General features: G+C 63.0%; 12 protein-coding genes. 6 read left to right on the top strand and 6 right to left on the bottom strand.

Annotation, left to right across the window (positions count from 1 at the left end; all coding sequences use genetic code 11):
- The first annotated feature begins 49 nt into the window (after positions 1-49).
- Together hisD and nrdR are read left to right on the top strand one after the other, a co-directional pair.
- Entirely contained in the window at positions 50-1,408 is a 1,359-nt protein-coding gene (gene hisD / locus ACX80C_RS01945) for a histidinol dehydrogenase (protein ID WP_459324532.1), read from the top strand.
- A gap of 111 nt (positions 1,409-1,519) precedes the next feature.
- Positions 1,520-2,020 carry a transcriptional regulator NrdR gene (nrdR, locus tag ACX80C_RS01940; RefSeq protein ID WP_167995882.1) on the top strand — a complete coding sequence of 167 codons (501 nt, stop codon included), beginning with the start codon at positions 1,520-1,522 and terminating at the stop codon, positions 2,018-2,020.
- Positions 2,021-2,133: 113 nt separating this feature from the next.
- On the opposite strand, the gene ACX80C_RS01935 is transcribed toward nrdR, so the two are convergent.
- The 3 genes from ACX80C_RS01935 to map all read right to left on the bottom strand — a co-directional run bounded on the left by ACX80C_RS01935 (position 2,134) and on the right by map (position 4,662).
- Positions 2,134-2,880: an SDR family oxidoreductase gene (locus ACX80C_RS01935; protein ID WP_459324531.1), complete on the bottom strand. Its 747-nt coding sequence runs from the start codon at positions 2,878-2,880 to the stop codon at positions 2,134-2,136.
- A complete protein-coding gene (ppgK, locus tag ACX80C_RS01930) occupies positions 2,877-3,704 on the bottom strand; it encodes a polyphosphate--glucose phosphotransferase (RefSeq protein ID WP_459324530.1) in 828 nt (275 codons plus the stop codon). Before ppgK ends, ACX80C_RS01935 begins: the two co-directional genes overlap by 4 nt.
- A 79-nt stretch (positions 3,705-3,783) precedes the next feature.
- Complete coding sequence (gene map / locus ACX80C_RS01925) at positions 3,784-4,662, bottom strand: type I methionyl aminopeptidase (RefSeq protein ID WP_459324529.1); 879 nt, start codon at positions 4,660-4,662, stop codon at positions 3,784-3,786.
- Positions 4,663-4,729: 67 nt separating this feature from the next.
- On the opposite strand from map, the gene ACX80C_RS01920 reads away from it, so the two are divergent.
- Positions 4,730-4,894: an SPOR domain-containing protein gene (locus tag ACX80C_RS01920; RefSeq protein WP_459324528.1), complete on the top strand. Its 165-nt coding sequence runs from the start codon at positions 4,730-4,732 to the stop codon at positions 4,892-4,894.
- A gap of 8 nt (positions 4,895-4,902) precedes the next feature.
- On the opposite strand, the gene panB is transcribed toward ACX80C_RS01920, so the two are convergent.
- On the bottom strand, positions 4,903-5,769 hold the full coding sequence (gene panB / locus ACX80C_RS01915; protein WP_459324527.1) for a 3-methyl-2-oxobutanoate hydroxymethyltransferase: 867 nt from the start codon (positions 5,767-5,769) through the stop codon (positions 4,903-4,905).
- A 316-nt stretch (positions 5,770-6,085) separates the two neighbouring features.
- Between panB and glnA (ACX80C_RS01910) the strand changes: the two genes are divergently transcribed.
- Positions 6,086-7,426 (top strand): type I glutamate--ammonia ligase, encoded by a 1,341-nt coding sequence (gene glnA / locus ACX80C_RS01910; protein ID WP_459324526.1) that lies wholly within the window; start codon positions 6,086-6,088, stop codon positions 7,424-7,426.
- Between the two features lie 14 nt (positions 7,427-7,440).
- The gene (locus ACX80C_RS01905) at positions 7,441-10,458 is read left to right on the top strand and encodes a bifunctional [glutamine synthetase] adenylyltransferase/[glutamine synthetase]-adenylyl-L-tyrosine phosphorylase (protein WP_459324525.1); all 3,018 of its coding nucleotides are present in this window, start codon (positions 7,441-7,443) and stop codon (positions 10,456-10,458) included.
- A gap of 69 nt (positions 10,459-10,527) precedes the next feature.
- Here ACX80C_RS01905 and glnA (ACX80C_RS01900) read toward each other — a convergent pair whose 3' ends face one another.
- Complete coding sequence (glnA, locus tag ACX80C_RS01900; RefSeq protein WP_459324524.1) at positions 10,528-11,952, bottom strand: type I glutamate--ammonia ligase; 1,425 nt, start codon at positions 11,950-11,952, stop codon at positions 10,528-10,530.
- Positions 11,953-12,237: 285 nt separating this feature from the next.
- On the opposite strand from glnA (ACX80C_RS01900), the gene ACX80C_RS01895 reads away from it, so the two are divergent.
- The gene (locus ACX80C_RS01895) at positions 12,238-12,678 is read left to right on the top strand and encodes an RDD family protein (RefSeq protein WP_459324523.1); all 441 of its coding nucleotides are present in this window, start codon (positions 12,238-12,240) and stop codon (positions 12,676-12,678) included.
- Between the two features lie 59 nt (positions 12,679-12,737).
- On the opposite strand, the gene ACX80C_RS01890 is transcribed toward ACX80C_RS01895, so the two are convergent.
- Positions 12,738-13,487, bottom strand: a complete 750-nt coding sequence (locus tag ACX80C_RS01890; protein ID WP_459324522.1) for a DUF4191 domain-containing protein — start codon at positions 13,485-13,487, stop codon at positions 12,738-12,740.
- Between the last annotated feature and the right edge of the window lie 54 nt (positions 13,488-13,541).

Genomic DNA, 13,541 nt, shown 5'->3' with positions numbered 1-13,541 from the left:
TCCGTCATGAAAGGTTCTGGCTCTTCTTCGTCCCCGTAGAATTGGGCTCGTGACTTCCCAGACCGCACCAGTATCTTTCGACGCTTTTCGGACTATTGACCTTCGCGGAGCGAAGTTGTCTGCGGCCGAGTTGCGAGCGGCAATGCCTCGGAGCTCCGCGGCTTCCTTTGAGTCAGTCGCAGGTCGCGTCGAGGAAATACTGGATAGCGTCCGTACTCGCGGGTTCGCCGCGCTAAGCGAGCTTGCCGAGCGGTTCGACGGCGTCGAGCAGTCTCACCCGCGAGTACCGGTAGCCGCTCTGAAGCAGGCGCTCAAAGCACTTGCACCGGAGGTCCGGGCAGCACTGGAGGAGTCAATCGAGCGCGCCCGCACCTTCGCACAGGCGCAGAAGCCCGAAGATGTCACGGTGGACATCCGACCCGGTGCAGCTCTCACCCACCGTTGGGTGCCTGTTGGGCGGGCGGGTCTGTACGTGCCCGGAGGGCTGGCAGTGTTGGCATCATCCGTGGTCATGAATGTGGTGCCGGCCCAGGCAGCCGGTGTTGAGTCAATTGCCCTTGCCTCACCGCCGCAGAAGGAGTTCGGCGGGCAGCCACATCCGGTGATCCTCGCCGCTGCGGCGCTGCTCGGCATCGACGAGGTCTATGCCATCGGCGGTGCGCAGGCCATCGCCGCGTTTGCCTACGGCGTGCACGGGGATGCGGACAGAGCTCCGATAGAGCCGGTCAACGTGGTTACCGGACCCGGCAACATCTATGTCGCAACAGCCAAGCGCCTGGTCCGGGGTGTGGTGGGGATCGACGCTGAGGCGGGTACTACCGAAATAGCGGTGCTCGCGGATGACACCGCCCAGCCGCGGTTGGTCGCCGCTGATCTCATCAGCCAGGCCGAACACGATCCGAATGCCGCGTCCGTTCTCGTGACGCCATCGGAAGCATTGGCGTCCGCTGTCCGCGGCGAATTGTGGGCCCAAGTTGCTTCAACAAGCCATCGGGAACGGGTGGAGACGGCGCTGTCCGGACCGCAGTCGGGCATCATCCTGGTCGATGACATTGAACAGGGAATCGCTGTTTGTGATGCGTACGCCGCCGAGCACCTCGAAATCCACACCGTCGAAGCAGCTACCGTGGCCGCGCGCATCCGCAACGCCGGTGCGGTGTTTGTCGGTGAGTACAGTCCCGTCAGCCTGGGAGACTACTGCGCCGGATCGAATCACGTCCTGCCCACAGCCGGGACCCCCGCGTTCGCTTCGGGGCTGGGGGTGCACACATTCCTGCGGTCTATGCAGGTGATCGACTACAGCGCCAATGCGCTGCGCGAGGTTGCCCAGCACGTGGTCAGCCTGGCTGAGGCAGAGGACCTACCCGGCCACGGGGACGCGGTCAAAGTGCGGTTCGACGGGCACTGAACCACCACATGTAGTAATCACACTGTTGTAGTTTCACTACATCTAGTTCTAGAATGGACACACGAGGAGCATCCAGTAGCGTAACCGAGCCAACGTCGAATCGAGGGTGGAATGTATTGTCCGTTCTGCCGTAGTTCCGATTCACGGGTTGTGGACAGCCGTTTGGCTGATGACGGTTCGGCGATTCGCAGGCGGCGCCAATGCCCGGAGTGCGGCAAACGCTTCACCACGGTAGAGACAACCAGCCTTTCCGTGATCAAACGCTCCGGTGTTGGTGAGCCGTTCAGCCGCGGCAAGGTGGTAAGCGGTGTGCGTAAGGCATGTCAGGGCCGCCCTGTCACTGAAGACGACCTCGCATTGCTCGCGCAGGAAGTTGAGGAGTCCATTCGTGCCAGCGGCGTAGCTGAGATCGATGCGCACGAGGTAGGTCTGGCCATCCTTGGGCCGCTGCAGAATCTCGACCAGGTCGCGTATCTCCGGTTCGCGAGCGTCTACCAGGGATTCGACTCGCTCGAAGACTTCGAGAAGGCCATTGAGAAACTGCGTCGCGAGGCAGATAGTTCATCCCAGAAGGCTCCGTCGGGAGCCCAACGGCCGCTGACGGCCACCTAAGCTCCGGTGGTGGCAGCGGAGGGGAAGCCGCAGCCACCACCGGCACCAACAAACCGGACACACGCGCAGGTGCGTGCAAGATTACGCGAGGCCGCGCCGTCGTCCTGGTACTCTCAGCGTCCGCCGCTGACGGGAAGAATCACACCGGTGATGTAAGCTGCCTCATCCGACAGTAGCCAGGACACCGCATTAGCCACTTCGTCGGGCTCCGCAGCCCGTCCCATGGGGATCGTGTGATTGAGGCGTTGCACGCGGTCGGGCACGCCCGCAGCTGCATGCAGTCCGGTGTTGGTGCTCCCGGGCGCGACCCCGTTGACCCGGATACCGCGGGCGGCCACCTCGGACGCGAGACCGACGGTAAGCACGTCGACCGCCCCTTTGGTGGCTGCGTAATGAACCCACGTGTTCGGCGAACCCTGTTTGGTGGCCGTCGACGAGATATTGACGATCTGGCCTCCTTCACCACCAGCGTCCAGCGCCATGCAACGGATCGCTGCCTGGCACACGAGCAGGGGTCCCAACACGTTTACGGAGGCAACCCGCGACAGCACCTCGGCCGGCACGTCAACCAGCGGACCAATGAGGTCGCCAGTGATGCCGGCGTTATTGATGACCGCCTTCAACGGGCCAAGGTGTCCGGCGGCAGCAAAGATGCGGTCGACCGCCGCCGGATCGCTGACATCGCCCTGTGCGGCGACCGCAGTCCCGCCCTGGCTGCGGATGTCCGCGACAACACGGGCAGCCCCTGCTTCGTCCTGCGAATAATTCACCACAACCGCGTAACCGTACCGCGCGCAGCGCAGGGCGATCGCGGCTCCTATCCCGCGGCTGGCGCCGGTGACGACCGCCGCGGCTCTCACTGGGCTTCGACGGGTTCGCTCTTGAAATGCAGCGCTGCCTGAAGGGCAGCTCCAACGATGCCCGCGTGGTTACGCAGCTCTGCCGGGATGATGGGTGTGCGCAGTGAGAGGTTGGGTAGGAAGTCCTTGCTGCGCTTGGAGATCCCGCCGCCGACAATGAAAAGTTCCGGGGAGAACAGGAACTCTACATGGGAGAAGTATCGCTGCAACTTGACGGAGTACTCTTCCCAGTTCAGCCCCAACCGTTCCCGGGCTACAGCCGAAGCCTGGGTCTCGGCGTCGTGCCCGTCGATCTCCAGGTGGCCAAGCTCGGCGTTGGGCACAAGCTTGCCGTCGAAGATGAACGCGGAACCGATGCCCGTCCCCAGCGTGATGACGAGCACCGTTCCGTTGACGCCCTTGCCTGCGCCGTACTGAACCTCGGCGAGGCCGGCGGCGTCGGCGTCGTTGATGACATGGACGTCGCGGCTGAGGACCTTTGTGAAGAGCGCATCCACATCGGTGTCGATCCAGCTCTCGTCAACGTTGGCTGCCGAGCGTGCAACGCCGTGCTGGATGATTGCGGGAAACGTGACGCCGATCGGCAGGGTCTGTGCGGGAGCGCCTTCGCGGGTGGAAAGCTCAGCAACGATGTCCGCCACGACTACGGCCACAGCCTCGGGTGTGGCTGGCTGGGGAGTTTCCACCCGGAACCTTTCGCCGATGATCGCACCCTCGGCAAGGTCCACGATGCCGCCCTTGATACCGGTTCCGCCGATGTCGATGCCGATGATCGTGGCTGGCAGGTTCCTGTCGTGCTTGTTGCTGTTGCTGCTCTTGCCCATGATTCTCCAGGGATCGTGTGTTGATTGTCGGTTCTGCAGTGAGGGGCTGCGTCGATGGTGCTGGTGTTGCCGGATGCTGTTACGGCACGGTCAGAACTTCGGCACCAGTGTCCGTGACTACAAGCGTGTGCTCGAACTGGGCGGTTCTCCTGCGGTCCTTCGTCACTACGGTCCAGTTATCAGGCCACATGTCCCAATCGATGGAGCCCAGGGTAAGCATGGGCTCGATTGTGAACACCATGCCCGGCTTGATGAGCTGGTTGTATGCCGGTGCGGCGTCATAGTGGGGGATGATCAGGCCGGTGTGGAAGGCTTCGCCGACGCCGTGGCCGGTGAAGTCTCGGACAACGCCGTAACCGAATCTCCTGGCATAGGCTTCAATCGCGCGTCCGATGATGTTGATCTCCCGGCCGGGGGCGACCGCTTTGATGGCGCGGTTGAGGGCTTCCTGGGTTCGCTCGACCAACAGGCGGGACTCCTCGTCCACGTCGCCTACCGGGAAGGTGTAGTTCGTGTCTCCGTGCATGCCGTCGAGGTACGCCGTGATGTCGATGTTGATGATGTCGCCGTCCTGCAGCACCGTGGAGTCGGGTATTCCATGGCAGATCACCTCGTTCAGCGAGGAGCACAGCGACTTCGGGAATCCGCGGTAACCCAGCGTCGACGGATAGGCGCCGTGGTCGATCAGGAACTGATGACCCAGGGCGTCCAGGTAATCGGTGGTGACGCCCGGCTCAATGTGGCGTCCCACCTCCTGGATTGCCTGTGCGGCCAGCTTCCCGGCACGGCGGATCTTCTCGATTTGTTCCGCTGACTTAACTTCTGATCCTTCGAACTTCGCCGGACCCGCCTTGCCGACATACTCCGGTCGCATAATCGATGACGGCACTGCGCGCGGAGGGCTCAGCGTCCCCGGCTCAAGCGTGCCGACGGGTGCGATAGAGGAATGATGGGGCATACCCTTGATCCTATCGGTGGAGAACTTTGGCGCCGAAAAGCGTGAGCGAAGACTAAGGAGGCCGTCCATGGTGCAGTACTGGTACAACGTCCAAACCCACGAGGTCGAAGAAGACGCCCAGTCGGACTGGAGCCAGCTCATCGGGCCCTACCAAACCAGAATTGAAGCGGAGCGCGCGCTCGAGAAAGTCCAGGAGCGTAACAGGGCCTGGGAAGCGCAGGACGAGGACTGAGCAGTCCGCTAGAAGCTGTGCTCCGGCCCCGGGAAAGTGCCTTCGCGTACCTCTTCCCCATAGGTCCGGGCGGCGTCTGCCAGGACCGAACGGACATCAGCGAACTGCTTCACGAACTTCGCCTGTTTTCCGTGACGTAATCCGGCCATGTCCTGCCACACGAGCACCTGACCGGTAGTTGCTGACCCTGCACCGATTCCGATCGTGGGCACAGGGATGGAGCGGTCCACTTCGGCCGCGATGTCCGCGGGAACCATTTCCATCAGCACGCAGAAGGCGCCCGCCTCGGCCAGTGCAACGGCGTCGTCGACCACGTGCCGGCCGGCCTCACCACGGCCCTGTACCCGGTAGCCGCCGAGGGAATGCTCGCTCTGGGGAGTGAAACCGATATGTGCCATGACGGGAATTCCGGCGCGGACAATCGCGCGCACTGTTTCGGCATGGTCCTTTCCGCCCTCCATCTTCACGGCGTGCACCAACCCCTCCTTCATGAGCCGGATGGATGATTCCACCGCCTGGGTGGCAGAGACCTCGTAGCTGCCGAACGGGAGATCCGCGACTACCAAAGCCCGCGATGCGCCCCGGGTTACTGCGCGGGAAAACAGAATCATGTCGTCAAGGGTGATCGGGAGCGTGGTGGCGTGGCCCAGCACGTTGTTCGCTGCCGAGTCGCCGACCAGAAGCACCTCGATTCCGGCGCCATCGAATATTTCGGCCGAGTACTGGTCATACGCCGTCAGCATGGCGAAGCGTCGGCCCTCATCCTTCGCCGCCTGTAGATGGTGCGTCCGGATCCGGGCAGGAAGCGAGGACGACGCCGGACTGGCCTCAGGCGAACCGCTTCCGTAAGGGGCAGGAATCTCCGCGGAATTCATGCACCTAAGCCTACTGGCAGGGGCCCGTGCCGAGCGCAGCGAGGTGTGGGGGGCCAGTGGGCGCTACTGGCTTAGGGCCCGTGCCGAGCGCAGCGAGGTGCGGGGGGCCAGTGGGCGCTACTGGCGCTACGACACCAGGTAACCCAGCCGTAACACAATGCAGACATACTGGGCACGAACCTGTCCTCAGCGCTTGAGTTGGCGCGGTGGCTGGCCGATATCAGTAGAGTGAGCAACGGGCCGCAGGGCCGGAACGCGCGGGTCGCTTGCGGCCTGCAGGTGGATCGAGTCATCCGCGAAGGGAAAGAGGGCAGGAATGGATCGGCAGCAGGAGTTCGTCCTACGAACCATTGAGGAACGCGACGTCCGCTTCGTCCGCCTGTGGTTCACCGACGTCGTCGGCTCGCTGAAGTCGGTGGCGCTGGCGCCTGCCGAGGTGGAGGGCGCATTCGAGGAGGGCCTGGGGTTCGACGGCTCTTCCATCGAGGGGCTCGCCCGGGTTTTCGAATCGGACATGCTGGCGCAGCCGGACCCGTCAACTTTCCAGATCCTGCCGTGGCGGGGAGAGAAGGAGCAGACGTCCCGCATGTTCTGCGACATTCTCACTCCGGACGGTCAGCCCTCCGCGGCCGATCCCCGAGGTGTGCTCAAGCGGACCCTCGCCAAGGCCGCGGACATGGGTTTCACCTGCTACACCCACCCGGAGATCGAGTTCTACCTCCTGAAATCGGACGAACTGGGACCGGACGGGCAACCCGTCCCTGTGGATCAGGCGGGGTATTTCGATCATGTGCCGGGAGGCGTGGCGCAGGATTTCCGTCGGACGGCCGTGGCAATGCTGGAATCGGTAGGGATTTCCGTGGAGTTCAGCCACCACGAGGCCGGCCCGGGCCAGAACGAGATAGACCTGCGGTATGCCGACGCTCTCCAGACCGCCGACAACATCATGACTTTCAGAACGGTCATCAAAGAAGTGGCGCTCACCCAGAACAGCTATGCCACCTTCATGCCAAAGCCTTTTTCGGACTATCCCGGATCCGGCATGCACACGCACTTTTCTCTGTTCGAGGGTGACACCAACGCCTTCTTTGAGGCCGGCGCCGAGTTCCAGCTATCCAGGACTGCGCGGCAGTTCATTGCGGGCATCCTGCATCATGCGCCTGAATTCACTGCCGTAACAAATCAGTTCGTCAATTCCTACAAGCGGCTATGGGGCGGCGGGGAAGCTCCGAGTTATTTGTCCTGGGGCCACAACAACCGGTCGGCCCTGGTAAGGGTCCCTCTGTACAAGCCGAACAAGGGGCAGTCCGCCCGAATCGAGTACCGGGGAATCGACTCCGCGACGAACCCGTACCTCGCCTACTCTGTCCTGTTGGGAGCCGGGCTCAAGGGTATTGAAGAGGGTTATGAGCTGCCGCCCGGCGCTGAGGACGATGTGTGGAGCCTGACGGCGGCCGAACGGCGCGCGATGGGACATGATCCGCTGCCGGCAAGCCTGCACGATGCAGTACGGGCAATGGAGGACTCCGAACTGGTTGCTGAAATCCTCGGTGAACAGGTTTACGAGAACTTCCTGCGTAACAAGCGCGCCGAATGGCATGACTACCGTATCCAGGTGACGCCGTATGAGCTGAGGCGCAACCTCGGCATCCTGTGATCGAAAGGCGTGCAATGAGCCTGAATAGGGATCTGATCACCAGGGGCTTCACCGATCTGGAGAAGAGCAGCAGGTTCCTCGCTGCCGGGGAGCTCCGTGATGTCCCCGAGGACAGCTTGTTCAGCGGGTTGTCCTATGCAGCGAATCCTGACCTCGCCCTGCAGTCGCTGGTGCGTCTGCTCGCGGTCCAGCCCGAACTTTCGTCGCTGGTCAGCGCGGGAGGCTCCGATTCCGAGGCCCTGTTCAGACTCCTCGGCGCCTCGGAAGCACTCGCGGAGTTCCTGATGCGACACCCGGAACACACCGACGTGGTGCGGACGCGACCCAGCGCCGAACCGGGACGGGCAGATGCCGGCGCGTTGCGGACCGCCCTTCTGCACTCAGTCGGAGCGGAGCCCGGGGATCATCAACCGGTGGCGAAGCTGACCGGAGAGGAGGCGTACCGCGCGCTGCGCACCCGCTATCGACGGCATCTCACCGAACTTGCGATCCGCGACCTTGGTGCTGCGTCCCCCACAGACTTCATGCCTTTGGTGGGGCTTGAGTTGGCGGACCTCGCGGCTGCGGCGCTCGAGGCAGCCCTGGCTGTATCGCGGGCCGAACTCGCGTCCTCGTTCTCCGCCGCGGACGTGGCCGCGGTTGCCCTGTCCATCATCGGGATGGGCAAGTGTGGCGCGGGTGAACTCAACTACATCTCCGACGTCGACGTCATCTACGTCATCGACGCGGACGGACTTGACGAAGACCTGGCCGTTCGAATTGGGACTGCCCTGGCATCGGGCATCTCCCGCGCCATCACTTCGGCTGGACGTGAACCCGCTCTGTGGGAAGTAGACGCGAACCTCCGGCCCGAGGGCAAGGACGGTCCGCTGGTGCGCACACTGGATTCCCACCTCACCTATTACGGCCGATGGGCGAAAAGTTGGGAGTTCCAGGCTCTGCTGAAGGCACGGCCAATCGCCGGAGACGCGATTCTCGGCGCGCGCTACGCCGAGGCGGTAGCGGAACTGGTGTGGGCGTCCTCGGAGCGCGAAGGCTTCGTCGAATCGGTGCAGTCGATGAGGCGGCGCGTAACGGAGAACATTCCGACGCACGAAGTCAACCGCCAGCTCAAGCTGGGCTCCGGCGGACTACGCGACGTGGAATTCACGGTTCAACTGCTGCAGCTGGTGCATGGTAAGGCGGATGAGTCGCTGCGCACCCAGGCAACTACGTCGGCAATCGCAGCCCTGAGCTCCGGCGGCTATATCGGCCGACGGGACGCGCAGGCATTCGACCTGGCATACCGTTATCTGCGCGTGCTGGAGCACCGCATACAGCTGGTGCACATGCGTAGGACACATCTGATGCCCGAGGACGAGGCGAGCCTGAAGGCACTCGCCAAGTCATCGTCCAGCTCGCTGCTGGAGACCCGTCCGGCGGCCGCTGGCCTAATGGATCAGTGGCAGCAGACCAAACGGCTGGTGCGTCGGTTGCATGAGTCGATCTTCTACCGCCCGCTGCTGAATGCTGCAGCCAACCTGAGCGTCGACGAGGTCAAGCTCACGGCGGAAGCTGCGCAGGCCCGTCTCGCCGCGCTCGGGTACCTCGATCCGCGTGGCGCGTTGCGCCACATCGAGGCGCTGACCATCGGAATCAGCCGCCGGTCCGCCCTCCAACGCCAGTTATTGCCGGTACTGCTCGACTGGTTGGCAGACGGAGTGGATCCCGATGCCGGCCTGCTGGGGTTCCGGCGGTTGAGCGAGTCGCTGGGGGAGACCCACTGGTATCTGGGCATGCTTCGTGACTCCAAGGCAGCCGCCGAACGCCTGTGCCACATTCTCTCCTCCAGCCGATTCATCACGGATCTGCTGGAGGTCTCCTCGGAATCTACGAAATGGCTGGGCTCCGACAAGGAACTGGTTCCAGCGAACTTCAACACGCAGTGGCAGGAAATCCAGTCGAAGATGTCCCGCCACCCGGAACCGCGGGAAGCCATGCGTCTGATTCGTCTGATCCGAAGGCGCGAGACACTCCGCATAGCCATCGCTGACAGCTCCGGTCTTCTTAATCAGGAGGAGGTTGGCTGTGCGCTCGCTGATACGGACCGTGCGGCCATCCTGGGTGCGCTGAACGTGGCCGAGGGCGTGGTGCACGCTGCTGAGGCGCCGCTTACCGACGTCGTCGTCGTGGCGATGGGACGGCAAGGCGGCCGTGAGATTACCTATGGCTCGGATGCCGACGTCATGTACGTACACCGGCCGCGGAACGGAGCTGATTCCGGGGAAGCTCAAGCCCAGGCCGAGCGCATCGTCAGCCAGCTCCGGCAGCTCCTCCAGCAGTCTTGCGCCCCTGCCATCCTCGCCGAGAGGGTTTTGGAGGTTGACGCCGATCTTCGTCCGGAAGGCAAGAAGGGCCCGCTGGTGCGCTCCCTTGAGTCTTTCCGGGAGTACTACCGGCGCTGGTCGTTGGTCTGGGAAACCCAAGCGCTGCTGCGCGCACTCCCGATCGCAGGCAACGACGACCTTGCCGGAGCTTTCGTCGAGCTCATCGACCCCATCCGCTATGCAGGAGGGCTTACTGACACGGACATCCGTGAGATTCGCCGGCTCAAGGCGCGCATGGAGTCCGAACGGCTTCCGCGCGGCGCTGACCCCTCGCGCCATCTGAAGCTGGGACGTGGCGGGTTATCGGACGTTGAGTGGCTTATCCAGCTCATCCAGCTGCAGCACGCGGATTCCGTGGCGGAGTTACGCACCACCTCCACCCTCGGTGCGATGGATGCGGTACTGGAGCATGGTCTCCTACCAGCCGACGACGTCGCGACCTTGCGTAGCAGCTGGCGCCTTACTTCGCGGATCCGCGCGGCGAACATGGTTTGGAGCGGGAAGACTTCCGATCTCTTGCCCTCCTCGAGGCGTGATCTCGAGGCGGTGGCGCGCTGGTGCGCTTACGGCCCGGGCAAGGGAGCGGAGCTGGAGGAGGATTACCTGCGCCTGACCCGCCGTAGCCGCGCGATTTTTGAGCGCTACTTCTACGGTTACGGTGACTGACGCAGGATTCCACCGTGGACGCAGAAGGGCCGCACCGTTTGGTGCGGCCCTTCCGGCGGTTACGACGACTTAGACGCCGTAGTACAGCTCGAATTCATAGGGGTTGGGGCGGGCGGCAAGCGGCGTGATTTCCACTTCGCGCTTGTAGGCGATCCAGGTGTCGATCAGGTCCTGGGTGAATACACCGCCGGCCTGGAGGAACTCGTTGTCGGCTTCGAGGGCAAGCAGTGCTTCCTCCAACGAGCCGGGAGCCTTCTGAATGTCCTTGGCTTCCTCGGCAGGCAGCTCGTAAAGGTCCTTGTCGATCGGATCTGCAGGCTCGATGCGGTTCTTGATTCCGTCGAGGCCGGCCATGAGCTGCGCGGCAAAGGCGAGGTACGGGTTGGAGGAGGGATCCGGTGCGCGGAACTCGATGCGCTTGGCCTTCGGGTTGGAACCTGTGATCGGGATGCGGATGCCCGCCGAGCGGTTACCCTGCGAGTAGACCATGTTCACGGGGGCCTCGAAGCCCTTGACCAGCCGGCGGTAGGAGTTCACCGTCGGGTTGGTGAACGCCAGTACCGCTGACGCATGCTTCAAAACGCCGCCGATGTACCAGCGGGCAAGATCGGACAGCCCGGCGTAACCGCGCTCGTCGTAGAACAAGGGTTCACCGTTGCTCCACAGCGACTGGTGGCAGTGCATGCCGGAACCGTTATCGCCGAAGATCGGCTTGGGCATGAACGTTGCCGACTTGCCCCACGCGTTTGCAACGTTCTTGACGATGTACTTGAACTTCTGCAGGTCATCGGCTGCGTGCACCATAGTGGTGAACTTGTAGTTGATCTCAGCCTGCCCGGCACCGCCCACCTCATGGTGGGAACGCTCTACCTCGAGACCCACGTTGTCGAGTTCGATGCAGATTGCGTCGCGCAGGTCAGCCTGCTTGTCCACGGGGGAGACCGGGAAGTAACCGCCCTTGAAAGGCGTCTTGTTGCCAAGGTTTCCGCCGACTTCCTCGCGGCCGGTGTTCCAGGGAGCCTCGATCGAATCGAGCTTGTAGAAGCTGGATTCAGGCTTGGACTCGTACCGGACGTCCTCGAAGATGTAGAACTCGGCCTCGGGAGCGAAGAAGGCGGTGTCTGCGATGCCTGTGGAGGCTAGGTACGCTTCAGCGCGCTCAGCAACGCCTCGCGGATCGCGGTGGTAAGGGTCGCCGGTGCGGGGATTCACGATGGAGAAGTTGAGGGCCAGTGTCTTCTCGATGCGGAACGGATCGATGAACGCGGTGGTGACGTCCGGGATCAGCTGCATGTCCGATTCTGCGATGCCCTGGAATCCGCGGATCGACGACCCGTCGAACAACTGGCCGTCCACGAAGAAGTCGGCGTCGACGGACTTCGCGGGAACGTTGAAGTGCTGCTGCACCCCAGGGAGGTCGGTGAACCGGACGTCAACGAATTTCACATCTTCGTCAGCGATGTACTTGAGGACTTCGTCCGCATTCTTGAACATCGGATTATGCTCCTTACGCATATTCGGGGAGGGCGACCGGGGCCGGTAGCACAACTGGAACCGCCGCATGGCATCACCTGATGTGGCCGCAACAGTGTCAACACTAGGAATTCGCAGTTACCCACTGGTGTCGCGATTGTTTCCGGCATGTAACTTAACCGGCGCTCAGTTTCGGGCGCCTTGGTGACCAGCCTATCGAACGCTGCTCAAGCCGGCACCGTCCTGTCCGCGAAGTGGGCATTCGCCGCCCTGAAACGCGTCCCGACCGCGCGATAGAGTGAGCGGGTGGTTGATCGCAGAGACATAAGCTCCTGGCTTGAGGGCCCGCCCTCCCGCGGAGAAGGGCATTGGCCCGGCAAGCGACTCGGGCGCACCCGGGAGGGTGGAGGCTCCATTGCCCGCCCGGGACGGCGGTTGGGTGCCCTGGCCGTGGACTGGGCTCTCTGTAGCCTTATCTCTGCTGCTTTCTTCAACTACGACGGCCTGGCCACCCTCGGCATCTTCGCGCTGGAACAAATGCTTCTTGTCGGGACGCTCGGCTACAGCGTTGGCCATCGGCTGTTCGGGATGCAGGTCCAAGGTGTCAACGGGCGCGCTGCCGGCCTTGGCGCGGCGATTGTCCGTACCGTGCTGATCTGCCTGGTGATTCCCGCTGTCGTCTTCGATGAAGACCAGCGCGGGCTACACGACCGCGCGGCCCGCACTGTTTTGGTGCGCATCCGGTAAGCCGGGAAAGTAGCGGACTGCGGCGAAGATGGGCGGTAAAACGCGAAGGCCCGAGCCGCCTAGCGTCCGCGCATTGCCTTGCGGTCGGGACGCGCCTTGAAGGGGTCGACACCCTTCGGGATGGGCATCCGGGTACCGAGCGCATTGAGCCGCTTATCCACCGCAGCAACTTCCTGACGCGTCAGGCTCTTTTTCATCTTCTGCATTTTTTTGGCTACCCGCTGCAAGGGAACCTGCCCTTCACCGCGCCCGGCGTGGATGACGTGCACGGGAACACCGGGAACAATCCGGCTCATTTTTCGCCGCTCGGCGTCAACGAGTTGTTTTACCCTGGTGACGGGTCCCTCGGCAACGAGCACGACGCCGGGACGGCCAATTGCGCGGAATACCGCATCCTGGGAGCGTGGATTCACGGCCACCGGCTCATCCTTCAGAATCCAGCCTCGGCGGAGCACGCTCATTGCGGCGCCGGCAGCACCCGGCTTGCCCTCGATCTGGGCGAACGCCGCTCGCTCAGCGCGCCTCGACAGGATGAACAGGGCCGCGAGGAATGCGAGCGGCACTGCGATGATGACCATCGTCACCACATTGCGGATCAGGAAACCGATCAGGAGGCCAACCGCGATGATGGCAAGGAATGCCAGCACCATGATCCAGATGACGTTGGGATCATTCCGCCGGGTCATGTTGAAGACCTCGGCGACGCGCTTCATTGTTCCCGGCTTCTTCGGGGGCTTGTCTGCCTTTGGTTTACGCGAGAAAAAGCGACGCTTTGGGCTGGATCCGTCTGTGTCAGTGCTGTTGGCCATAGTGATCCAAGTCTACGTGATTCAGTGCCTGCGACGTCCGCCGGAGGGAACGTC

The sequence above is a fragment of the Arthrobacter tecti genome (assembly GCF_054511355.1).
This window is presented reverse-complemented; position numbering and strand designations above follow the sequence as displayed.

Coding starts and splice junctions, on each gene's coding strand:
- glnA (WP_459324524.1), bottom strand. CDS start 11,952: ATGTTCAAGAATGCGGACGAAGTCCTCAAGTACATCGCTGACGAAGAT.
- ppgK (WP_459324530.1), bottom strand. CDS start 3,704: ATGGGCAAGAGCAGCAACAGCAACAAGCACGACAGGAACCTGCCAGCC.
- glnA (WP_459324526.1), top strand. CDS start 6,086: ATGGATCGGCAGCAGGAGTTCGTCCTACGAACCATTGAGGAACGCGAC.
- ACX80C_RS01920 (WP_459324528.1), top strand. CDS start 4,730: ATGGTGCAGTACTGGTACAACGTCCAAACCCACGAGGTCGAAGAAGAC.
- ACX80C_RS01890 (WP_459324522.1), bottom strand. CDS start 13,487: ATGGCCAACAGCACTGACACAGACGGATCCAGCCCAAAGCGTCGCTTT.
- ACX80C_RS01905 (WP_459324525.1), top strand. CDS start 7,441: ATGAGCCTGAATAGGGATCTGATCACCAGGGGCTTCACCGATCTGGAG.
- nrdR (WP_167995882.1), top strand. CDS start 1,520: ATGTATTGTCCGTTCTGCCGTAGTTCCGATTCACGGGTTGTGGACAGC.
- map (WP_459324529.1), bottom strand. CDS start 4,662: ATGCCCCATCATTCCTCTATCGCACCCGTCGGCACGCTTGAGCCGGGG.
- panB (WP_459324527.1), bottom strand. CDS start 5,769: ATGAATTCCGCGGAGATTCCTGCCCCTTACGGAAGCGGTTCGCCTGAG.